General features: G+C 29.7%; 23 protein-coding genes, 1 tRNA gene and 1 pseudogene. 6 read left to right on the top strand and 19 right to left on the bottom strand.

Going from position 1 to position 23,312, the window contains the following annotated elements; all coding sequences use genetic code 11:
* Nucleotides 1-8 precede the first annotated feature (8 nt).
* On the bottom strand, nt 9-239 hold the full coding sequence (locus METVU_RS02070; protein WP_012819823.1) for a class III signal peptide-containing protein: 231 nt from the start codon (nt 237-239) through the stop codon (nt 9-11).
* Between the two features lie 198 nt (nt 240-437).
* Between METVU_RS02070 and METVU_RS02065 the strand changes: the two genes are divergently transcribed.
* Together METVU_RS02065 and METVU_RS02060 are read left to right on the top strand one after the other, a co-directional pair.
* A complete protein-coding gene (locus tag METVU_RS02065; RefSeq protein ID WP_048196709.1) occupies nt 438-2,879 on the top strand; it encodes a DUF5814 domain-containing protein in 2,442 nt (813 codons plus the stop codon).
* A 22-nt stretch (nt 2,880-2,901) separates the two neighbouring features.
* Nucleotides 2,902-3,933 (top strand): potassium channel family protein, encoded by a 1,032-nt coding sequence (locus METVU_RS02060; protein ID WP_048196706.1) that lies wholly within the window; start codon nt 2,902-2,904, stop codon nt 3,931-3,933.
* Between the two features lie 39 nt (nt 3,934-3,972).
* Here METVU_RS02060 and METVU_RS02055 read toward each other — a convergent pair whose 3' ends face one another.
* The 3 genes from METVU_RS02055 to METVU_RS02045 all read right to left on the bottom strand — a co-directional run bounded on the left by METVU_RS02055 (nt 3,973) and on the right by METVU_RS02045 (nt 7,019).
* A complete protein-coding gene (locus METVU_RS02055) occupies nt 3,973-4,542 on the bottom strand; it encodes a protoglobin domain-containing protein (RefSeq protein ID WP_012819820.1) in 570 nt (189 codons plus the stop codon).
* A 175-nt stretch (nt 4,543-4,717) separates the two neighbouring features.
* Nucleotides 4,718-6,436, bottom strand: coding sequence for a DUF505 family protein (locus METVU_RS02050; protein ID WP_012819819.1), 1,719 nt, complete (start codon nt 6,434-6,436; stop codon nt 4,718-4,720).
* A gap of 154 nt (nt 6,437-6,590) precedes the next feature.
* On the bottom strand, nt 6,591-7,019 hold the full coding sequence (locus METVU_RS02045; RefSeq protein WP_012819818.1) for a hypothetical protein: 429 nt from the start codon (nt 7,017-7,019) through the stop codon (nt 6,591-6,593).
* Nucleotides 7,020-7,430: 411 nt separating this feature from the next.
* Between METVU_RS02045 and METVU_RS02040 the strand changes: the two genes are divergently transcribed.
* Nucleotides 7,431-8,201, top strand: a complete 771-nt coding sequence (locus METVU_RS02040) for an MBL fold metallo-hydrolase (RefSeq protein WP_211204356.1) — start codon at nt 7,431-7,433, stop codon at nt 8,199-8,201.
* Between the two features lie 56 nt (nt 8,202-8,257).
* Nucleotides 8,258-9,115: a cation diffusion facilitator family transporter gene (locus METVU_RS02035; protein WP_012819816.1), complete on the top strand. Its 858-nt coding sequence runs from the start codon at nt 8,258-8,260 to the stop codon at nt 9,113-9,115.
* Between the two features lie 187 nt (nt 9,116-9,302).
* Here METVU_RS02035 and METVU_RS02030 read toward each other — a convergent pair.
* The 6 genes from METVU_RS02030 to METVU_RS02005 all read right to left on the bottom strand — a co-directional run bounded on the left by METVU_RS02030 (nt 9,303) and on the right by METVU_RS02005 (nt 13,922).
* Nucleotides 9,303-9,377 (bottom strand) — tRNA-Ile (locus METVU_RS02030).
* 94 nt (nt 9,378-9,471) lie between these two features.
* On the bottom strand, nt 9,472-10,161 hold the full coding sequence (locus tag METVU_RS02025; RefSeq protein ID WP_012819815.1) for a family 16 glycoside hydrolase: 690 nt from the start codon (nt 10,159-10,161) through the stop codon (nt 9,472-9,474).
* Between the two features lie 67 nt (nt 10,162-10,228).
* On the bottom strand, nt 10,229-11,344 hold the full coding sequence (locus METVU_RS02020; protein WP_012819814.1) for a tRNA (guanine(10)-N(2))-dimethyltransferase: 1,116 nt from the start codon (nt 11,342-11,344) through the stop codon (nt 10,229-10,231).
* Between the two features lie 62 nt (nt 11,345-11,406).
* Nucleotides 11,407-12,300 carry a homoserine kinase gene (locus METVU_RS02015; RefSeq protein ID WP_012819813.1) on the bottom strand — a complete coding sequence of 298 codons (894 nt, stop codon included), beginning with the start codon at nt 12,298-12,300 and terminating at the stop codon, nt 11,407-11,409.
* A gap of 136 nt (nt 12,301-12,436) precedes the next feature.
* Nucleotides 12,437-13,093 (bottom strand): potassium channel family protein, encoded by a 657-nt coding sequence (locus METVU_RS02010; protein WP_012819812.1) that lies wholly within the window; start codon nt 13,091-13,093, stop codon nt 12,437-12,439.
* Between the two features lie 274 nt (nt 13,094-13,367).
* Nucleotides 13,368-13,922 (bottom strand): DUF483 domain-containing protein, encoded by a 555-nt coding sequence (locus METVU_RS02005; RefSeq protein WP_012819811.1) that lies wholly within the window; start codon nt 13,920-13,922, stop codon nt 13,368-13,370.
* Between the two features lie 261 nt (nt 13,923-14,183).
* On the opposite strand from METVU_RS02005, the gene METVU_RS02000 reads away from it, so the two are divergent.
* Nucleotides 14,184-15,557 (top strand): mannose-1-phosphate guanylyltransferase/mannose-6-phosphate isomerase, encoded by a 1,374-nt coding sequence (locus METVU_RS02000; protein WP_012819810.1) that lies wholly within the window; start codon nt 14,184-14,186, stop codon nt 15,555-15,557.
* Nucleotides 15,558-15,568: 11 nt separating this feature from the next.
* On the opposite strand, the gene METVU_RS01995 is transcribed toward METVU_RS02000, so the two are convergent.
* From METVU_RS01995 to METVU_RS01965, 8 genes and pseudogenes are all read right to left on the bottom strand, one after another.
* Nucleotides 15,569-17,617, bottom strand: a complete 2,049-nt coding sequence (locus METVU_RS01995; RefSeq protein WP_012819809.1) for an alpha-(1->3)-arabinofuranosyltransferase domain-containing protein — start codon at nt 17,615-17,617, stop codon at nt 15,569-15,571.
* Complete coding sequence (locus METVU_RS01990) at nt 17,608-18,840, bottom strand: oligosaccharide flippase family protein (protein ID WP_012819808.1); 1,233 nt, start codon at nt 18,838-18,840, stop codon at nt 17,608-17,610. Before METVU_RS01990 ends, METVU_RS01995 begins: the two co-directional genes overlap by 10 nt.
* Nucleotides 18,841-18,867: 27 nt before the next feature.
* Nucleotides 18,868-18,987: pseudogene (locus METVU_RS09195) on the bottom strand (hypothetical protein); the annotation flags it as partial.
* Between the two features lie 223 nt (nt 18,988-19,210).
* Nucleotides 19,211-19,576, bottom strand: coding sequence for a HepT-like ribonuclease domain-containing protein (locus METVU_RS01985; protein WP_012819807.1), 366 nt, complete (start codon nt 19,574-19,576; stop codon nt 19,211-19,213).
* Nucleotides 19,569-19,865, bottom strand: coding sequence for a nucleotidyltransferase family protein (locus METVU_RS01980; protein WP_012819806.1), 297 nt, complete (start codon nt 19,863-19,865; stop codon nt 19,569-19,571). Before METVU_RS01980 ends, METVU_RS01985 begins: the two co-directional genes overlap by 8 nt.
* Nucleotides 19,866-20,579: 714 nt before the next feature.
* Nucleotides 20,580-20,786 carry a HEPN domain-containing protein gene (locus tag METVU_RS01975; protein ID WP_012819804.1) on the bottom strand — a complete coding sequence of 69 codons (207 nt, stop codon included), beginning with the start codon at nt 20,784-20,786 and terminating at the stop codon, nt 20,580-20,582.
* Entirely contained in the window at nt 20,762-21,205 is a 444-nt protein-coding gene (locus tag METVU_RS01970) for a nucleotidyltransferase domain-containing protein (RefSeq protein ID WP_012819803.1), read from the bottom strand. Before METVU_RS01970 ends, METVU_RS01975 begins: the two co-directional genes overlap by 25 nt.
* Complete coding sequence (locus METVU_RS01965) at nt 21,198-21,743, bottom strand: glycosyltransferase family 4 protein (RefSeq protein WP_281033862.1); 546 nt, start codon at nt 21,741-21,743, stop codon at nt 21,198-21,200. The genes METVU_RS01970 and METVU_RS01965 overlap by 8 nt, the downstream gene beginning before the upstream one ends.
* A 170-nt stretch (nt 21,744-21,913) precedes the next feature.
* Between METVU_RS01965 and METVU_RS01960 the strand changes: the two genes are divergently transcribed.
* Nucleotides 21,914-22,621, top strand: a complete 708-nt coding sequence (locus METVU_RS01960) for a PGF-pre-PGF domain-containing protein (RefSeq protein ID WP_048196704.1) — start codon at nt 21,914-21,916, stop codon at nt 22,619-22,621.
* A 27-nt stretch (nt 22,622-22,648) separates the two neighbouring features.
* Here the strand turns inward: METVU_RS01960 and METVU_RS01955 are convergent, their stop codons facing one another.
* Nucleotides 22,649-23,233, bottom strand: a complete 585-nt coding sequence (locus METVU_RS01955; protein ID WP_012819802.1) for a hypothetical protein — start codon at nt 23,231-23,233, stop codon at nt 22,649-22,651.
* Nucleotides 23,234-23,312 lie beyond the last annotated feature (79 nt).

Raw genomic sequence — 23,312 nt, 5'->3', positions numbered from 1 at the left:
TTTGAGTGTTATGATACATTAGTTAATACACTTTCAGCAACATTAGAGCTCTGGTTGATAACTTCCATATTTGTGTCCTTAGTGTAGATTGCACTCTTTATTAAATAATATGATACAATAATTGCTGATACAATTACAACCATTGCCAATAAAGAAAATTCTAAAGAGATCTGACCTTTATCTGACTTTATAGATTTTGATAATTTTAATATGGCTTTATAAACAATATCTTTCTTCATAGTATCCCTCACACTGATTCTACATTTTTTAACATATAATACCTTCTATATATCGTTTAAACTATATATATTTATGCTTATCTAATTTTAACGCTTGAAAAAAGCGAGTAAACACAAATAAGGAATTAAAAGAAATTAAAAATCAAAAAAGAAAAATAAATTAAATCTAATAAAAATATTTGAAATCCGGTGATCGATGTGCTAATACTTAGAAAACCAAAAAAGAAAAAGGATGAAATCGAAATTGTTAAAATCAGTGATGAGATTGAGGAAGGAATTCCTATAAAAAGTAATCAAAAGATATATGCAAACTACAAGAAAATAGGAGATAAATACAAATTATATCGATGTAGGATAGGAGATAAACTCATACAACCATCAAAGGTATTAGATCTTCTAAGATCTGAGGATCTGTTCTTATTAAAGGATAGTAAAGATATAGAAGATGTTTTAAAATCTAATAACCTTAAATTCAAATATATTGAGCTATGTCCTTTCTGTTTATTGAAAAGCGTATACAAAAGGTTAACAAAAAATAACAAATGCCGTTATGGAAATCTAACGATCTGCTTAGAGTGCGGTATTGAAGAAATAAAACAGGAAGTAAAAATCGATGATGAGTTTATAAAAAAATTTTTAAAAAGATTTAAAGATGTTGATAAAGTCCTTTCGCTGTTAAGGATTAAAAACCCACTTGATAATCCGGAATTAACAAGATACGATATAATTATGGGAAGTGAAGAAGATAACATTGAAAACTACAAAGTCGATGATCTCAACATCCCTGAAGAGTTAAAAAATATAATAAAAAGCAGAGGAATTAAGGAACTTCTACCGGTTCAAACACTATCTGTTAAAGCAGGTCTCCTCGAAAACAGAGATCTACTTGTCGTTTCTGCAACATCCTCAGGGAAAACCCTTATAGGAGAGTTGGCAGGGATCAAAAATCTAATTGAGGGTAAAGGAAAATTTATTTTCTTAGTTCCATTAGTCGCATTAGCAAATCAAAAGTATGCCGAATTTAAAGAAAGATATGAAAAATTAGGTTTTAAAGTTAGTTTAAGAGTTGGATTAGGAAGAATAGGAAAAAAACCAGATATAAACACTTCAATAGATGCAGATATTATAGTTGGAACCTATGAGGGGATAGATTACCTAATAAGGACTGGAAAGTTGAAGGATGTTGGGACTGTTGTTATTGATGAGATCCACTCTCTAAACTTGGAAGAAAGAGGAGCAAGATTAGACGGATTAATTGGAAGATTGCGATTTTTACATAAAAATGCTCAAAAGATCTATCTATCGGCAACTATCGGAAATCCGAAATTTTTAGCTAAGGAGTTGAATTCAAGGTTAGTTCTATATAGTGGAAGACCAGTTCCGTTAGAAAGGCATATTATCTTCTGTAAAAACGAATTTTCTAAAATAAACATTATAAAAGACATTGTTAGAAGAGAATGGCAGAACATTTCGAAATTTGGGTATCGAGGACAGTGCTTAATCTTTACATATTCAAGAAAAAGAGCTGAAAGATTGGCAAGAGCATTAAGATCGAAAGGAATTAAAGCTGAGTTCTATCATGGAGGAATGGAATATTTAAAAAGAAGAAAAGTTGAGGAGGACTTTGCAAAGCAGAAAATCCAGTGCGTAGTTACAACCGCTGCACTTTCAGCAGGTGTTGATTTTCCTGCTTCAACCGTTATCTTGGAGAGTTTAGCGATGGGTGCAGATTGGCTAAATCCTGCAGAGTTTCAACAGATGTGTGGTAGGGCAGGAAGAAAAGGCATGCATGAGATTGGAAAGGTTTACCTCTTGGTTGAAATAGGGAGAAAATATCATGCTAAAATGGAAAACACGGAAGATGAGATTGCATTTAAACTCTTGAATGCAGTTCCTGAGGATGTTTTAGTGGAATTCAGCGAAGATGAAGAAGAAGAACAAATATTAGCAACAGTATCATCTGGAATTGATAATATTAAAGATATTGATAAAGTGCCCTATCTTGGAAGAACGTTTTCACTTCAAACTATATTAAAAAACTTGGAGAAGTATGGAATGATCTATAAAAGAGAGTGTAATAAAGTAAAACTAACAAGTTATGGAAAAGCAGTGGCGATTTCATTTCTATATCCTAAGATAGCAGAAAAGATTAAAAAAGGAATAATAGAAAATAAAAATATTATAAAGTTAATAGCAGAGATCATGCCCTTTGAAAACGTTTATCTATCAAACAATTTGAAAACGAAACTATCAAAAATACTAAATATAAACATTCCCTCAAGATTTTTTGATGCATTAGAGATTATAAAAGAGAGTATGGAAAAAATAAAGGACAAAAAATTGAAAGAGGATCTAACAGTTATAATTATGGAGTTTGAAGGAGTAGAAGTCGAAGAAAAAATATTAGAGATGATAATAAATCTAAGAACTGCGGGAAGAACACCAGGACAGATTTCGAAAATACTCCATGAAGATCTCAATATACAGACATATTCAGGAGATATTTACTACTATTTAGAGCAGTTATTAAATTTATTAGATGCTATCGAAAGAATATCAAGCATATTTAACAAAAAATATGCTGAAAAAGTTAAAACTTTGAAAGAAAAGATAGAAAATCCAAATTTTAAGGGACGATAAAAACGCTTTAATGTGGGGGAGCATGGAAACATCTAAAAAGCTTATAATGGTTGCAGTTCTTTCCATCACTTTAATACTAACCTACGCCTATCTAATAAGCGTAATTGAAGGTGTTAGTTATTTTACAGCACTATATTTTAGCGTTGTTACAATAACAACCACCGGCTATGGGGACTTTACTCCAAAAACATTTTTAGGAAAGTTGCTTACAATAATATATCTATGCGTTGGTGTTGGAATTGTAATGTATCTTTTTAGTTTGATAACAGAGTTTATAGTGGAGGGTAAGTTTGAAGAGTTAGTGAGGTCGAAAAGGATGAAAAACAAGATAAAAACAATAAAAGACCATTATATAATTTGTGGTTATGGACGATTAGGAAGGGTTGTGGGGGAAAAATTTATAGAAGAAAATGTTCCATTTGTAGCAATCGATACAAACGAGGATGTTCTTAAAGAGGAGTATGAAAAATATCCTGATAAATTTTTATATGTAGTTGGAGATGCAAAAAAGGATGAGGTTTTAAAAAAGGCAAAGATTGAAAAAGCAAAGGGTCTTATAGCAACACTTCCAACTGACGCAGATAATGTATTTTTAACACTTACAGCAAGGGAGTTAAATCCCAACATACTGATAACTGCAAAGGCAGATGAAAAAGATGCGATAAAAAAATTAAAAATTGCTGGGGCAGATAGAATTGTCTCTCCCTACTTAATTGGCGGTTTAAGAATGGCTGAGGTTTCTGTTAGGCCGGGAATATTGGACTTTTTAAGCACGTTTATGAAGATAGCAAAGAACGAATATGAAGAGGATATCGAGTTAAAAAAATTTGTAATAGAAAACGACTCTGAGCTGGCTTATAAAAGTTTAAAAGATGCAGACATAAGAGGAAAAACAGGAGCTACAATCTTGGGAATAAGAAGAGGAAAAGAGTTCTGCATAAACCCATATCCTGAATATATATTAAAACCTGGGGATATAATCTATGCCTTTGGAACTGAAGAAAACCTCAAATATTTAGAAAATCTCGTAAAAAAGAAGAAAAAGAAAAAATAAATAAAAAAGTGAGTATATAATAAAAATAATAAAAAGTAATTACAACCCCATCTTTTTTATTCCAAGTTTTACTGCATTTCTTTTTAGATTTTGATTAATTCCTATGTAATCCAAAACCTTATTTTCAAAGTTCATATATGATGCCACATTAAGCAAGATTACTCTCTTTAACAGATCGTCGAGAATATTTATTATCTCCTGAGAGTCCTCTTTTAATTCCTCTTTTAATTTGTTTTTCAACCTATCCTCAATTTTTATAATTATTGCAGTTAAATACTCGGGTAAGAAATCTTTTTCAACATACTTAATTCCTCTCTTCACTGTATCTTTATAAAATTCCTCCAATTGACTATTATTTGATATTTCAAATAAACCTTTTATCCAGTTTTTGAAGTCCTCTTCAATCTCTTTCCTTTTACTTTCATCGAATATGTCTTTTGTTTTTTCATATGAAAAAATATCATTAAATACTTCCTCTACAACTTCATCTATCGTCTTACTAATAACATCCTTATATTTTGCCAATTTTGAAAAATCCTTCTCTTCTGATGCGAGATGATGCATATTTTCAATAATCTCGTTATATATGCTATCGAATGACACATTCATACATTATCACCTCCCATTCTATTAACTATATTGCCAATATTGAATATGATAATATTTCCAAATATTACATTTGAATATTATTTTTTATTATTATTTATAGATTTAGTATGAATAGGGGTTTAAAAAATAAAATCAAATTCCCTACTTAAAAATGATTTAGAAGTGGTATTTAAACTTAATTCTCATTATGGAATCTTATATATGCCTCTACTAATTTAACTCCTGAATCAGTAAGGCCCTTCTTACCTATAAATCCAACATTTTTAAGTATAACTAAGTTTTTCTTTATCTCCTCAGGAGTTAACGGAAGAAGTTTGGCAAGGAGTATTATCTCATTCTCCTTATGTTCTTTTCCTTCACTCTTCTCTTTCCAGACCTTATCGAACTCTTCTCTATTATCATATATTGCTTTTAAAATATTGAATGTTGTTGGTGTTATAGCAAACTTCGTAGACAGTAATTCTTGAACTTTTGCCATTTCTATGGATTCTTTTACATCTTCTCCTAATTTTGTTAATTTTACCATTTTATTTTGGAGTTCTTTAATAAATCCTTTTGATTCTGCCTCTCCAAGTGCTTTAATTATCTCTTTTTCTTCTCCACCAACGTGATCCTTAATTAAACCTACAAGTTCGTCCCTGTGTATATACTCCTTCCTTGGAATCTTTACCAGCGCAGAAACGTCATATTTTGTTAAATATGGCTTTCTTTTAATTGTTTTTGACATCTTTATTAAATATTTACCTTTTTCAGTTATTCCTCTCTTTACAGTTCCTTCGTTCTTACCACTAACTACCCACTCAGCTATTGGAACATCCCCGCTTTCTGGATAGGTTATTGCCTTCATCCCATCTGTTGAAACCTCTCCCAAGTCCTTAACCTTCTCTCCGAACTCAGTCATCCAGTAGGTATCTTTATTTTTTACTACTTCTCTTTTTATAAGCTCTTTTGATTCCAAGGTGTGTAAAACTGCCCCAAGATCTTCAATATCAACTCTCTTTTTTATCTCATCGTACGTTGGAATGATCTCTGGATTCGTCTCATACTTCTCTTTAATGTCTTCTATTGCCTTCAAAACTTTTATTTCATCTTCTAATACATATATAGGTAGCGTTTTATCCTCTATCTTACCCATATCTTCATAAGTATCAATCATGGCTTTTCCTAATTCACTAACCTTTCCCTCTTCATAAAAACCGCTTTCTGTCATTTCTTCGGTAGTTTCTCCTCTTTTCAGCATTTCAAAGTCCTCTTTTCTTAATATTAACGCCCTACTTATTTTTGGAACCATTGAACTTATTTTTAAGACATGAGATACTGCCTTAGTGGTTGAAAATGCCTTACTTTCTGTTTTTGGAGAAATTAATAACAACCTCATGGCTTGAAGGGCATTTACTATATTTTCCCCATATGGTTTGGTATTTTTGTAGGTAATTAACTCATCATACAATCCGATCTTCGGCATGTCTCTTATGAAAGCCAATATTTCAGGAGTTAGATAAACAACAGGATGTGTTTCTTTATATATGCTTAATATATTTTTACCAAGAGATGTTAACCCGTTCTCATCTGCTAAAAATCTTTCCTTTAATAATTCCATCCATTCATCAGGAATCTTCCCAGTTTCATCTAACAATTCCATAATTTTTATTATCTCAGAATCTACAAAGACCTCAGGTATTTTTTCAAGATCTAATTCATCTATGATATTGATCAGCTTTTTCCCTGCTTCTGTGAATTTTATTGAATTGCCTTCTAACTCTACAAACCCTAAAATAAACAACTCTAATGCTCTTGTTTTAAACTCTTCTGGATATGATTTCTCAATTTCGTTCTGCATTTCTGTCTCTTTCATCTTTTTTAAAATTTCCAAATGCCTCTTTTTCAAAAACACGGTATCACCTTTTATCTTTTTTTATTTTATCTTTGGTCTATATATCTGATGTATGAGGCATATAAATAATTTTTGAATAATTTTTTGTGTTTTCGTATCTCTTTTTCATATAATTATGGGCCATATATTGTATTATTCATTCTAATTGGTTTCATTACAAATTGTTAATAAATGCCTTTTTAAATGATTTTAAAGCTAAAAATCTAAATATCCACAATATAATCATAAATACCGTTGCTCCGAAAAATGTAGACCACACAAGCAAGGTTAAGTTTGGAACCAAGTATAGCGTTAAAGTAATAAGAAACAAAACCATATAGCCAACATCTAAGACGTATCTCTGCTTTTCTATCTCAAATAAAAACATTGAAGTTAATGTAAAGGTTGTTATTTTTTCTAAAACGTTTGTAAGATAGCTCTTGTTAACGATCTTATCTTCAAATTTCTTTGTATCTTCTCCCTTCTCATAACTTTTACTTATTTTTCTAATTAATTCATATCCCATAAGGATATGCCCTCCTATTGCAAAAAATACCAAAAATCCAATGGCAGATAGTATTGCAAGAACCGTTGCAAAGTCCATTTTATCCCTCCAGTTTTTTAACAGGATTTATTTTTGATCTATTTTTTCTATTTTCTATTCTAATGTTTTAATGCAATTCTTAAATAGTATATATTTGTTCTTATTTATTAAATTAAAGTTCTCATTTTTTCTATGTTTATAAAGTTCTATAAAAACTTTTCTATAATTGATTAATTTAATTATATCAGATATGATAGTGAAATAAACCCTTTATTTTTGTGTTTTTATTGTTTCTTAAACAAACAACTAAACGATAACCAAAAAACAGGAAAAAAATATAATAAAATATTAACAAATAAAACTACTCAAAACCCAAATACAAGTGGAGCGAAAAGTATTTATCCTCAATAGATAATTTACCACATATGTGGAAAAATGTTTATCACATTCAAAAACCTTTTTGGTGATAACTTGATTAAAATACTGGTAGATAACACTGCCTATAAGAAATTCTTTGCTCAGCATGGATTCTCAGCACTTATTGAAAGTAAAGGAAAGAGAATACTATTTGACGCAGGACAACATCCGAAAATTATTGAAGAAAATCTAAAACTATTTGATGAAAAAGAAGGATTCGACTATGTGGTATTATCTCATGGACATTATGATCACTGTGATGGATTAAAATACATAATTGATAACGAACTGATCAATGGAAAGGTTATAGTTCACAAGGATGCGTTTTTAGAAAAATATGCTGGGAAAAGGTATATTGGAATGAGTGATGAAGTAAGAAATTATCTTCTAAAAAAAGCTGATTTAGAGATGATAACTAAACCATATAAGATCGATAAAAATATAATCGTCTCTGGAGAAGTTCCGAGGACTTTTCCATATGAAATGGAAAGATTTATGTGCATTAAAAATGGAAAATTAGTAGAAGACGAATTAAAAGATGATATGTTCTTAATTGCCAATGGAATTTTAATTACTGGATGTTCACATAGTGGAATTATCAATGTAGTTGAATACGGAAAAAAATTAAGTGAAATTGAAGGTGTTTTAGGAGGTTTTCACTTAGGAGGGGTTTCTGAACCATATTTAAACGAAGTAGTTAATTACTTCAAATCCCAACCGTTTTGGATCATGCCAATGCACTGCACAGGATTCAAAGCAAGTGTAAAATTATCTCAACTGAAAAATTTTGTTTACGGACATGTTGGAAAGGTCATTAATTTTTAGATGATTTGTGCATTCTAAACATTTAATAGTTGGATCTAACAGAAAAGAGGTAGATCATGAACGAGGCCGAAAAACCGATGGTTGTTAGTATTGTTGGAAACATTCTCCTTGGAGTTATAAAAATTGTAATTGGGTATATGTATTCAAGTATATCTTTAATTTCTGACGGTATTCATTCATTATCTGATGTCATAACAAGTGTTATAGGAATTATCGGTGTGAGAATTGCCTCAAAACCGCCAGATGAGTCCCATCCATTCGGACATTCAAGATTTGAACCGTTATTCTCATTTTTCATCGGATTGGCATTGTTTCTTACAGCGTTTGAAATCGGAAAATTCGCAGTGGATAGGATAGTTAACGGAGGAACAATTGAGGTAAATGCCATAATGGTAGGGGTGGCAATTTTTTCCATAATAGTTAAGGAGTTAATGACAAGATATTCCCTATTAATCGGGAAAAAATTAAATAATCAAGTGTTAATTGCAGATGCTTATCATCATAGAAGTGATGTTTTAAGTAGTATAGTTGTATTGATTGGATTGATCCTTCAAAAATTTGGAATTTATTATGGAGATGCGGTTGCTGGGCTTATAGTGGCGTTAATGATTGCAAAAGTAGCTTTTGATATATGTAAGTTAAGTATTGATTACTTAACTGGAAAGTCCCCTCCAAAGGAGTTTTTCGATCTTATAAAAGAGGAAGCGTTAAAAGTTGATAAAGTAGTTGGAGTTCATGACATAAGGGCTCAGTATGTTGGGCCGAGAATATATGTTGAATTACATGTCGAAGTTCCTCCAAACATATCTGCAAGGGAAATGCACGATACGGAAGTGGAAGTGAAGAAAAGATTAGAAAGATTGAACAATGTTGAGAGGGCTTATGTGCATGTGGATATTGCTGAAAATACATAATCTAAAATTTTAAATTCTTCGATATATAGTTTTTGAAAATAGAGAAAAGATTATAGACATTAGAAAACTATGATAGGGCGGCGGGGATTCAAACGAACCTTTTAGTAAAAGGTTCATCAAAACAGGATACCTTGTCCCACTTTACTTGACAGCCAACTATTTTCTATATGAAAACAGAAAACTATGATAGGGCGGCGGGGATTCGAACCCCGGACCACTCGGTTATCAGCCGAGCACTCTAACCAGGCTGAGCCACCGCCCTTCAACCTATCGAACGAAAGCAAAAATTAAATAATAATAGCTCATATATATAGTTTTTGGTAATCGAATAATTTATATTTATTGTGATAACTTGGCTAATCTATTGGAATAACTTTCACATTATCAAAGTAAGCTCTTCCTCCACCGATCCCTATTCCTCCTTTAAGGATAGGGGAGTTATTATCTGTATAGTCGATATACTCCACCCCTCCCGCAAGAAACACTATTCTATTCCCCTTTGCCACTACCTCGTATCTATAAAAATCTGTTCCTGCTGGGGCTGAGTCGTATGATTCAGCCAACTTTATCACACGGGTTCCATTAAACTTGTAAAGAATATATCCTCTATCATATCCTTCTATCTCGATAAAGTATCCTGCATTTGCGTGATCTGTTAATCTAAAATATATCTTTGGAGATGCAGAAATATCCATTCTTTTTATATCAACCAAAAATTTAAAGTCGGTATAATTTTTATCGATATATATTATTCCGTTGTCTATTGGCACTGCCACCTTATTTAGGGTTTTCTTATCTTCGCTTAATATAGCTTCAATTTTAAATCCTCCTTCTTTAACTTTCCACTCTCCAAATGGTGCTTTTTTTCCAATTGGATAGGATGAAAAATCATCATAGAAGGATTTAGGAACTATATTTAAACAACCGCAGATCCCCACATATAGCATTGGAATAATAAGAAGTGAAATCAACTTTAAATATTTTTTATTTTTATTATCTTTTTTATTATTTTTATCCTTTATTTTTATTCTCTTATCGTTAAACATTCCGCTCCCCCTGTTGTGGTGAATATCAAAAATTTTATAAATCAGATTATTATGATCACTGTATATTCTATCTCTCAAATCTGTTATTATATTTCAAAATTACCTCAATAACATCTTTTAGTGATGCATTAGTTTTTATTCCTTTCGGATTGTAATGAGCAATAGTTGCATAAAATCCGTTATTTTCCAATGTGGAAAGTATCTCATTCATAGGTGGAGGAGACGTTTTTAAAACTTTACTGATCTGATGAATGTCATAACATCCTATCTGACCTAACTTTGATTCATCATATATTAATTTTAGAATCTTTAAGACCCTTTTCTCAAATCCTCTCTTTTCTGCGATCTCTAAGGCCTCTTTTGCAATATCTGAATCATATAAATTGCCAATATACAGAGGGCCCGAAAATCCCTCTCCTCCATAATTCCTTACTTCTTTAATTCCATCATAATCCTTAACATATCCGAGCATTTTAAATGTTTTATCTGCTTTTTTAGCCCCTCTATCTGTGATAAGATAAACTCTAACATAGTGATCCGTTGAATGACAGAAAATTGGTTTTAAAAAGAGTTCATACTTTGTGGCCATTCTCATAGCATAGCCAGCCAATATTCTCAAAGCAAACTCATGACAATCCTTACTTCTCAACGGAACTGCGAGATATTTCCTTAAACATGATTTTTTAGCCCTACCACACAGTGCGGATGTGTCTGTTGCAGTTAAACATAAGAGCGCGTTTTTTGTTTTTAGAGATCTTATTGCTTGATCTATATATGGAGATGGAGAACCAAAGGGATCTATATCTACAATATCAAAAAATCTAAAATGTCGAGAGAGAAATGTGTTTGCATCTTCATTTGAAACCTCTATATTTGAAATATCATTTAATTTAGCATTTTGTAGGATCTTTCTATATGCATTTGGATTTATATCATTTAAAAAAACTTTAACTTTTGCGTTAAGTTCTTTTGCATACCTTAATCCTCTGATTCCTGTTCCAGAAAGGGCATCTGCTATTTTTATCTCTTTATCTTTATAATATTTGTTTATAAATGCCTGAATTACCGCTAAACTTATATCTCTACATGTTTTCATTTTTGGATTATAAAATACTTCATCTTTTTTAGTTATTGTTAAATGATCCGGAATTTCAAAGGTTATCTCTCCCTCTGTAATGATCATACATCATCTCCTCTTTATCTTCCTATTTCAATTTCATTAATTTACTTAAATTAAATTATAAATTAAATTACTTCTACTCCTTTACCAACCTCTGTTTTTATCACATCTTGATAATAATCTCTTAAAACATCTTCAACCTCTTTAATAAACTCTTCTTTTGGAAATACGATAATTGAAGGGCCCGAACCACTTATAGCAATTCCATAAACCTTATCCTTAATTTCCTCTTTAACCTTAAAATAATTTGGAATCAACTTCCCTCTAACTGGCTCTATAATTTTATCCTCCATCATATACTTTCCAAATAATTCTTTATCTCTATTGTATAGTGCATAAACCATACCACAGGCCTTTCCAACATTATTCACAAGATCTTTTAAATTAACACTCTTTGGTAAAATCTCTCTTGCTTCTTTTGTATTTATTGAGATGTTTGGAACTGCTATTAGTATATCCATCTTAAAGTCAATTGGTATATGTAAAACCTCTAATGGATTGTAGTTGGTTATCATTGTAAAATCCCCAAATATTGCAGGAGCCACGTTATCTGCATGTTTAGCTCCTGAAGAAGCTAACTCCCCATAAGAAGCATAATCAACCAACTTCAATTTATCTAAATTGAGATTAAACAGTTCGTTTATCGCAAAAGCCGTTCCTGCTGATGAGGCAGCAGAGCTTCCCAATCCACTTCCTGCCTTAATCCCTTTTTTTATTGTTATTTTTATTCCTTCTTCAATGTTAAAATCATCCATCATCTTTTTTGCTACAATTCCAGCAACATTCTTATTCGGCTCTGTTGGAATGTTTTTATCATCTACCTCTATAATTATCTCCTTTTCATCAATCTTTTTAACATCTACTACATCATACGGCTCTTTTAGACATAAACCAAATACATCAAATCCTACTCCTAAATTTGCTGATGTGCATGGTGAAATAACTCTAACCCTCTCCATAAAAATCCCTCTTCTCTTAAATTTGTCTTTTTTTAATTTATTTTATAATTTTATTTTTTCACTTCAATGTTTCATCTTATCAATAACTAATCTAAACTTGATCTTGCCTAAAACTTAATTTGTAATTATTTTTAACTTAATCCTCTAAAAACATCTTTCTTATTGCATCAGCAGCATCTTTTTTAACTAAAACCAAAACTCGATCTCCTGCTTTAAGTTCTGTATCTCCACTTGGAATTTTTAATTCATCTCCATCATAAACTGCAATTATCAAATAATCTTTTGGCCTTCCAAGCTCTTTAATTTTTTTATTTACCACTTTTGCTTTCTCTGGAATAATAAATTCCAATATCTCTGCTTCTCCTCTTCCTACAATAGTTAGATCCAATATTCCTGGCCTTTCGATTAGTTTTTCTATGTAATTAGCAGCTATTAGTTCAGGAGAGATAACCACATCCACACCTAAACGTTCAAATACATCTTTATAATCAATTTCAGAAATCCTTGCTATCGTTTTCTTTACTCCACAACTCTTGGCTAACAGTGTGCTCATTAAATTAACCTCTTCCTTTCCAGTAACGGCTATATACATATCTGCATCCTCTATTCCTGCATCTTCCAATGTTTTTATTTTTGTGCAGTCCCCATTGATCACAAGTGCATCTATATCCGCAGAGGCCTTTTTACACTTCTCTCTATCGGAATCTATTAATACAATGTCATGACCTTTTTCAGAAAGCGATTTGGCCAAAGTGTAGCCAACTCTTCCGATTCCTGCTATAATTATATACATAATCAACACCAAAAATCTTAACCAACTTTTTAGTTTTTGCTCATTCTTTATTTCCCAGTGTTATTTATGTCTTTTCTAATTCCACAATTACAATAAATTTATATATAATAAATTTATATATTAAGTTTAGGAAATATCATGGATATGACCTCTACCAACGTGTAGATTTTGACAAAAGTCGTGAAAATTGATTAAAATATATAATTAAAAACGTAAAAAAATTAAAGAAGTTAAAAACATTCTCTTATAATATTTAATATTATTTTTAATTATTTTATAATATTATTTTTTCATAGTAATCCTCATATCCAAAATGCCAATGCCTGATCTTTTCCTTTAACTCCTTTTCAAGTTTCAATATCTTATCAAACTCCTCCTTATTTAAATATCCTATATAGCCCCTTTTTATTGCCTCTTCGCATCTTAAACTGCAAGGAATAAAACCAGAGGGTAGAACTATTGCATAAATTCCTTTATTTTTTAAATTATCTTTCATTTCTTCGACTTCTTTTAAATGATCTCTATCTATTGATATTCTAACCTCCTCAACAAACGATTTTATACAACACTCAGGATAATTTAAAAGCTTTCCAACTTCAAAATCATCCAATCTCCTATAAATTCCGAGTTCTGTCGATACAACAGGATCTATTGCCGGCCTAACCTTTGGGTTGTATTTTTCAACGATCTCAATCTGAAATTTCAACCTATCTATTATTTGTTGATATTGAAACTCATCCAAACTTTGAATATGCTCTTTTAAAACATTAAATCCTTCCAATTCTCCATTTCTTAATTTTTCAATTTTATACAGTAGATTTTTGAGCATAGTTTCACTATTATAATTATAATTCAATATATTATAACGTATTATTCTGCCCCATAATTGATCCAGATATATAGGGTAAAGAAATTCTTATTTCATTACTGATTTAATTTTATTATTTTGGGTTTAAATTTTATTATAATTTTTTATAATATTAATTTATTCTTGTTATTAAAATATTATATATAAGATAACGAATAAGCATATTTAAATTAACATCATAATAATAAAAATAACATACAATACATAAAAAGGGTGATCAATGTGAAGTCCATAATCTTAGCAGGTGGTGTGGGAAGTAGGTTATTCCCTTTAAGTAGGGAGTATTATCCAAAACAGTTTATAAAGTTTAAAGCATTTGAAAAGTCATTGTTTCAATTAACGTTTGAAAGAACTTTAAAGTTATCAAATATAAAAGATATTTACATAATAACAAATGAAAAGCATAAGTTTTTGGTTTTGGGACAGATTGAAGAGTTGGGTTATAATTTTAATGAGGATAATATATTAATAGAGCCGATAGGAAAAAATACTCTTCCAGCGATTTATTATGGGGTTAAGGTTATAAAGGAGAGGGATGGGGAAGACACCGTCGCTGTTTTTCCTTCTGACCATTTAATCGAAGATGGGGCGAAATTTACAAAAACAGTTAAAGAAGGTGTTAAATTAACCAATAATTATTTAATAACTTTTGGAATAAAGCCAAATAAGCCCCATACTGGTTATGGTTATATTAAGCCGGGAGAAAAGTTGGATGTTGGTTATAAAGTTGAGGAATTTAAAGAAAAACCTGACTTTGAGACCGCTAAGAAATATATTAAAAATGGTTATTTATGGAATAGCGGGATGTTTTTATTCAGAACAGATATTTTTGAAGAGGAGGTTAGAAAACACTGCCCAGAGGTTTATGAAGCATTTAAAGAAGAGGATATAAATGAAGTTTATAAAAAAGTTCCAGATATTTCAATCGATTACGGAATTATGGAAAAGACAGATAGAGTAGCAGTTATCCCTCTAAATATAAAATGGAGTGATTTGGGAAGTTTCGATGCCATATATGACGTTTTTGACAAGGATGAAAATGGAAATATTATCTATGGAGAAAATGTTGTATTAAATTCGAAAAATAATCTAATATATACGCATAGTGGAAAATTGGCATCTTTAATTGGAGTTAAAGATCTAATTGTCGTTGATACGAAAGATACGCTATTAATCTGCAATAAAGGGGACAGTCAAAAGGTTAAAGATGTTGTTAAAAACTTAAAAGAAAAAGGTGATGAAAGGGTTTTATTCCACAAAAAGGTTTACAGACCATGGGGATGTTATGAGGTTTTAGAAGAGGGAAGATTTTACAAAGTCAAAAAAATAACTGTTCTGCCAGGAAAGAAGTTGAGTTATCAACTTCATTATCATAGAAGTGAGCATTGGGTTATTGTCAAAGGAATGGCAAGGGTTATTATTGAAGGGGAAGAGAAGTTTGTTAGAAGTGGAGAAAGTATCTTTGTAAGAAGTGGTTATAAACATAGATTAGAGAATCCTGGAAAGATTCCTTTGGAAGTTATAGAAATCCAAGTTGGAGAGTATTTAGAAGAGGACGATATTGTAAGATTCGAAGACGATTGGAAAAGAAAATAAAGTTTCAGTTTTTAATTAATTTTTTCTTTAATTAAATAGGTAATGCATACTATTAAAGATATTAGGGAAATTATATAAGAAGGTAAGCATATCTTATAAAACCTGTCATAGGTTATTACGTATTTATCCCTTTTTTCTTTTATTTTATAAGCGTTAACGACACCATAAGCTTCCATTGGGCTTTCTCCATCTAATTTCCAATCCTTTGAATATTCATTTGTAAATATTACATATTTTAAAGGTTTATCTTCAATAACATACTTTGTGGGGTTTATCTCTTTATAGTGTAATGGCTTCCACTTATTTGAGGTTTTATTAATTCCACTTCCAATTATTATTAGTTCTTTTGATATATCTTCTTTATTACTCAAATTTATAAGATCATTAATGTTTTTTACATATTTAACGCCTTCAACTGAATAGATCTTTCCTTTATACCTTTCATTTTTAAATACATAAAGATGTTTTGTCTCTAAAACTAATTTTATGTCTTTCTGTTTAAATAGAAAGTTGTAGTTTTTATAATCAACTTCTTTTGTTAATAAAATATATTTAACTCCAAGAGGAGCTACCAACGAACCAAAATTGTGTATTTTCTCCCGATTTTGTAGAAGATATGCGATATAACTTTGGTAAGGTGTATAAATTTCAGTATATATTCCTGGAACTTCTAAATTTTTAGCAAATATAACATATTTATCAAAGAATGTTTGGGAAGGGTTTGCTATTCTTTTATCTTTATTTGGGACCCAGTGAACATCCATATATAAATGCCATGGGAAAAACAAGATGTTAAAATTATCCTTATCTTTATTTAAAAAGTTGTTTACTTGATACCAATCTTTTGGATAATCAGTTGATTTAATTTGATTATCAAAACCATTAAAGAATGTGAAAGAGTAGATTAAAGGAATTGTAATAAAGAAAATCGCTATAATCTTTTTTGCTTTATTCGAGTTTATACTTTTAACAATCTCTTTAAGACCAAAAGCTCCCAAGATCGAGTAAGACAAAACTATTAAAGTAACGAATTTTTGGGTATCTCTCATTCCTTTTAAAATAAATATGTGATCAAAGAGAAATTGGAATATACTTTTAAATGGTCCTGTTATTCCAGTAGCAAAAAATAATCCAACAAACCAAATCAAAGCAAAAGATATAACATAAATTCCAATTTTTCTATTTTTGTAGTATGATAAAAATCCATGAACTGAAAGGAATATGATTATAACAAATAATACTTCCCAAAATGGAAGATAATCCTTCGCATAAGTATAAGCAGGTCTCCAAAACCCATACATACTTGCTAATGTAAATAATGCTGAGAAAGAATCAACTTTTGGAGCAAAAACGTATAAATCATGAATTGTTATATAATTTACTAACGATGATGACTTTGCAGTCAACAGAGGGACTAACCAATAAACATTTATCATAGAAAATGATAATGCAAATAAACTAACTGGCTTTAATAAACTTATAGATTTTTCCTTTATTAATTTCAAAGTCAATATTATCCCATAAACCATGAATGCCATAAATAAGGTATGTGCATTAAAAGCTATAAGTGAAGTTATCAAGGTTGCTTTTATAATAGATTTTTTATCTTTGTTTTCTAACAATTCAATGAAATATTTAACTCCTAATGGTAATAAACTGTATGCAAATAAAATAAACCAATGCCCAACAATTATTCTTATATAGGTGTAAGGATTGATCATATATAAAATCCCTGCATAAAAACTTCCAATTTCTGAGTTTGTTAATTTTTTTGCCAGTGAATAAGCTGAATACCCACTGAAAAATAAGATAAATAACAACAGTAGTTTTTGAAAAATATATGCGGGAATTATGACGTTTATTATATTAAGTGGCAGGGTTCCCCCGTAAGAGGGAGATATGAATCCATATAATTGGTCAATCAAACTCTGATCGTTTAACTTTGGTAAGGTATCTAGTAGAAAGAGATACTTATCTGAAAAAAATGGGATTAGAATTATTATTGATAATATAAGATATATAACTTCTATTCTATACTTTTTTAATATACTTATGTGCATAATCTCCCCCTGACTTCTATAATAAATGGAACCTGGACTATTAATGACATTATTGATGAGAGCAGTACAATATCTACAATCTGATTTATATTTTGATGAAATATAATAATTCCCAGAATTTCAATTGCTAAACTAAAAGTTAGAGCATAAGCCACTCTTGTTATTCCCAACGATAAAAGATAATTCATCATTAACCCAGAAATTGCAAAGAAAAACATTGCTAAACTATATCTAAATAAATATGGTATTGCTTTTAAGTATTTCTCTCCAAATATAATTTTTATAGTTAGTTCTGGAAATAGTTTGAATAATAGTAATGCAGGTATTGTTAAGACAATAGTCAATATTAGTGCTTTTATAAATAAATTAAAATGATTAAGTCCTTTTTCTTTTAATTCTGATGCTTTTGGGAATAATACTACTGCTATGCCACCAGGGGCAAACAAAATTATTTTTCCCAAGACAGAGACGGATGAATAAATTCCAGCTAAAAAATCAGTTAGATAGTGTTTTGCTAAGATCGTATCTATTGAAAAACTTGTAGTATAAGTTAATAACGCCAACAATGTTAAAGTTGAATATTTGTAAAGATTAGTGATCCTAAATGGTTCTGGGTTTATTTTTATTAAATCTTTTAAGAAGTAGAAAGAAATCAAAAAAATAATAATATTAGCAATTAAAAATGGAACTAACGCTCCACTAACACCAAAACCAAAATAGACCAATAAAACTCCCAATATAAATTTTAAAAACGACCAAAGTGTTTGAGTAATTCCCAATGGAATAAATCTTTGTAATCCTCTTAGTATGCCCTGGTTTGTGGGCATTGCGTATGCAAATAATATAGAGGAGAATAATATCAATGCAGGCATTTGTGAAGGAAAGTGAAGATAATTTGACAGGAGAGGGGTTATTATAAAAAATAAAATTGTTGTTATCAATCCAAATATAAAAGATTTCTTTAGAGCGTATCTCCAAAAGTAAGAGATCTTGCTAAATTGGTTTTTTGCCTTTAATTGAGAGGAGTATTTTGTAACCGTAGTTTGAACTGTCGCTGATAAAACACTAAAAATATAAAAAATATTTATTAAAGAAAATAAAATTCCATACTCCTCTGGAATCAACAACCTACCCATGAAAAGTTGATAAAGATAGTTAAAAAATGCTGTTGATAAACTAAAAAATATCATTATTATGCCATGTTTTGCCAATTTTTGCTCCATAATATCTCTCCCTGTTAAATTATTTTTTTATAATGTTCTAAACAAAAATGATTGTGGCTTTAAAGTTCCTTTTTGTGGATTTAAGAATAGGATATTTTTCTTAACTAAAAATTCTCTAATCTTATTTATCATGGTATCTTCAATTTCTTAGTTTTCTTTAATTAAATAGTTTTGATGTATTAATAACTATTTCTTATAAAATATTCATTATTTAGGGTAGTTTTCCTGAGTTTATAGGGCTGTAGATGAAATAAATTAAATTTGGTTCTCCTTCAATGATTGAGAAAATTTCTCATATTTCTTTCTCTCTTTAATAATTTAACTTTAATATATTCTAAGTTTTTTATGCTTTCTCAATATCTCCTTAATCTCAGAGAGTGTTTTCATCCTCTCCCTCAATGTCTTTTATAATTTTTTCAAACTCTTTTATATCATTTGGAACTTTATTAATTACAATATCCCAAATAATCTCATAATTTATTCCAAAATAATGGTGAATTAACTTATCTCTCAACCTTGCCATGCCTTTCCATGGAACTTGCGGATATTTATTTATAAAATCCTCTGGAAGATTTTTAACTGCCTCTCCAATAACCTCTAAGCTTCTAATCACTGCTTTTTGCGTCTTTTTATCTTTTAAAAACTCATCATAATCCATATCTTTGGTGAAGTCAATAATATCTTTCATATTCTCTAAGATATCATATAAAAATGCCCTAACATCTTTCTTAGACATAAATTAAATCCTCCTCAATGGATTTTTTAATGTATGGATTTTTTATTGCTCCTTTAATAACCAAATCAACTTTAACTCCCAATAAATCAGATAAATAATCCTCCAACTCAAAGAATTTGATGTAGTCAGGAGTTTTATAAAATTCTACTAATATATCAATATCGCTTTTTTCTGTCTGTTCATTTCTTGCATAACTACCAAATATAGCAATTGACTTAACTTTATATTTTTCTTTTAATTCTTTTTTATGTTTCCTTAGGATTTCTTTTATTTCAGAAAGAGTTTTCATAATTTCACTTTCATTATTTTTGATAATAAATTATTTAGTTTCCTGTTTAAGTTTATTGCCCATTTATCTTCTTTCTCTCTTCTCCAATCATAGATTAGATAAATGATACATGATAAGAAAGTTATTGTTGATATTGCTAAACTATAACATATTTAATGATTTATTATAATCAATAACAATAAATAATTAAAAAAATATAAAGATCAATTTTTTAATATTTTATAAAGCTCCAAGTATTTTCCATTATACATTACTTTTATTTTGCCCTCTTGTTCTAAAAGATTTAGTATTGTTTCATAATATTGTAGCTTAGTTTGATTACCATTTATAATAGATTTGTCCAATAAAATATATTTTATAATTATATTTTTCATATAATTTTTTTGTATCATTGGAAAACGAGCAATTTTGTATATTTATTGAGTTAATTTGTATATGTTTATAATTATTTCCCGAGATTGTAATTTTACTATTGTTATTTGTGATAATTGTAATTTTAGGGATTGTTAAGTTTGTATATATTTTAAATTTTTTAGAATATTGAGAATAACTTCCAAAATAATCAGGAACTACAACTTTAATAGGTTCAAAATAATTCAGATAAAATCCATTAGACCCTTGGTATCCCCATGAAGTCATTATATATGTAGAAATTGAAGGATACATAACTACTGTCCCATTAGTATTTTTTAATAAAAGATCTTTTACTGTTATTTAACAATTTACTTTTCCATGATCCCCTAATGTCCATTTCAGATAAAAAATTTCTGCTTTTATCGCTTTTTCAGCACATTGTTGAGAGTGATAAACAGCATCAGGATAATGATTTGTTTCTAATAAAACTTTTGCCACTTCTAAATCCTCTTTAGCCCGTTTTATAAATAAATTTGCATATTTTATATTAAATCTGCGATTTTCCATTCTTTCTCCCCATCAACAAATATTGGCCTCATTCTTTTAACAATTGGCTTTATTTTTTCAATATAATTCTTCCAAAAATCATTTTTATCATAAATTATTTTATAACCAGTTAAAATTCCATATATTGATGGATTTATTTCTTTAGGTAATAAATCTGTTGGCTTGATCAATATTGGAGAGATATTAACACCATATTTAAAAATAAAATACAATACCTCATCTCTCAAAACTTTATGCCTGTCAATCCTCCTTTCCGGTAGGTTTTTAACAATAACCAACAAATCAATATCAGAATATTCTGTTGCTGTTCCTCTTGCATAAGAACCAAATAAAATAATTGAGATCAAATCATCTCCAAATTTTTGCCTACATTTTTCTAAAAACTCATTTAAGATTTTATTTAACATTTTTTCATTCATTATTTACTACCATCTCTAAAAATCTTTCGAATTCCTCAGCACTCTTATCCCAACTAAACTGCTTAGCCCATTCAATAGCATTTTCACTTAACTTCTTCCTTACGTTGTCATCTCTTAATAGATCAATCAAAGTTTCAGCCAATGCTTCAATATTTCCTTCTTCAACCAACAAACCATTATGTCCATCTTTAATGGAATCTACCAATCCTGAAACTCTATAACCCACAGCTGGGGTTCCTAAGGCATTAGCTTCAATAACATTTAATCCCCATCCTTCTTTAACAGAAGTAATAACTAAAACCTGACTTTTTTTAATTATCTCATTTCTTTTTTCAAAAGAGACATATCCAAAGAATTTAACATTATCATTTAATCCTAATTTATTAACTAAATTTTTTAACTTCTTTAAATAACTTTCTTTCTTTGGACTTCCTAAAATCCATAACTTTACATCAGGAATTTCTTTTTTAACATAATAAATTGCCTTAATTGCATGCTCAACCCTTTTCATTGGAGTTAGCCGTGAAACAAAACAAATAAGTTGTTGTTAAATCAGATGGAAGTAAAGTTACATTCACAAAGGAAAGTAGTGTTTATGTTTCATCAACATCATCATCAACAAGTTCAGGAGGATCATACGTTTATTCAGGAGGGGGTAGTAAATCTTCAGAATCAACATCAAGTATAGTTGTTGCATCATCGTCAATAATGACACAACTGCAACCGGGAGCTGTTACAAACATACCAATACCTGAAGATGACGCTGAAAAATTAGGAATATTAGGATTAATGTTAGAATACAACGAAAAAGTTAAAGTAAAAGTAGAATTAGAAAAACTTTCAAAATTACCAAGCAATGTAGAACCACTAAACTCATTCAAATTCTACAATATAGTTGAAATAAAAGTTATAGACGAAACTACAGGAAAACCTATTGAGCCAAAAGGTTGGATCAAATTTGTAGTATCTAAAAAATGGCTTGAAAGCAATGGATACGATCCTGATAAGGTTGTAATGCTGAGATACCACTACAAGTGGGAAGAACTACACACAGAGAAAACAATATCTGACTCAGAGAACGTGTATTATAAGGCATACACTCCAGGATTCAGTATCTTTGCAGTAGCAGTTCCAACTGAAGAAAACGCAACAGTAAATGAAACAACTAACACAACAACAATAATAACAAATACAACAACTACTGAATCAACAGCTCCAACTACAAGCAATGAAAATACAGCAGCAACATCTCAACAACCAGCAACAACAAGTGAAAAAACCACAAGCAGTGAGAACACAACAACTGCAACAGAGACATCAGGAGGCAGTTCATGGACGTTAATAATTGTCGGAATAATTATTCTAATAATAATAGTTGCTGGAGCATACTTCTACATGGACAAGAAAAATAGCTAATTAAAAAACTTTTTTTTCTTTTTTTAACTATTTTATTAATTTTTTAAGTTTTACTGCTAAATACAAAACAGCTATAAAAGCAATTAATATATCTAAATGTGAGAAATATTCTTTAATATTAGGAGTGTAATGGATCATTATTGCAATAAGAATCAAAGAAATGAATGTTTTTAATGTGTTCGTTAAATAATATAACCTTTTTTCTAAAATATAATCAAAAAACTCATTTAAAACACCAAATGTTAAAAAATAATAACTTAAAATTGCTACTGCGTTTGCGTAATCTTCTCTATTAAAAGCCAAAGAGATTGCCGAATAAATGAGCAACAAAATTGCCAACACTACAAAAATCTGCCCAGTTGATAGTTTTTTAAACATATTGTAAAATTCTTTAATGAAAGAGTATGTTATGTCCTTTAATTTTGGAATATACAACAGAACAACAATTATTCCAAATATCTCCACAACAAGTTTAAGATGATACTCAAGATAGTACATGTTATATGGAATATAGGTTTGAAGATAAGTGTATATTAATACAACTATATACATAGCCAAGATAATAATAAACACATTTAAAGCAATATTTCTAATCTCCTCTATTTTTTCCACAGATACCACCACAAACTTTAAGATAATGACTTAAAAATAATTAAATTTATATGAGGGTTGTTAATAAAAATATCAATTA

It is taken from the genome of Methanocaldococcus vulcanius M7 (assembly GCF_000024625.1).
In the GTDB taxonomy this organism is placed as follows: domain Archaea; phylum AGJL01; class Methanococci; order Methanococcales; family Methanocaldococcaceae; genus Methanocaldococcus; species Methanocaldococcus vulcanius.
The sequence above is the reverse complement of the archived record's forward strand: the minus strand, read 5'-3'. Positions and strand labels throughout refer to the sequence as shown.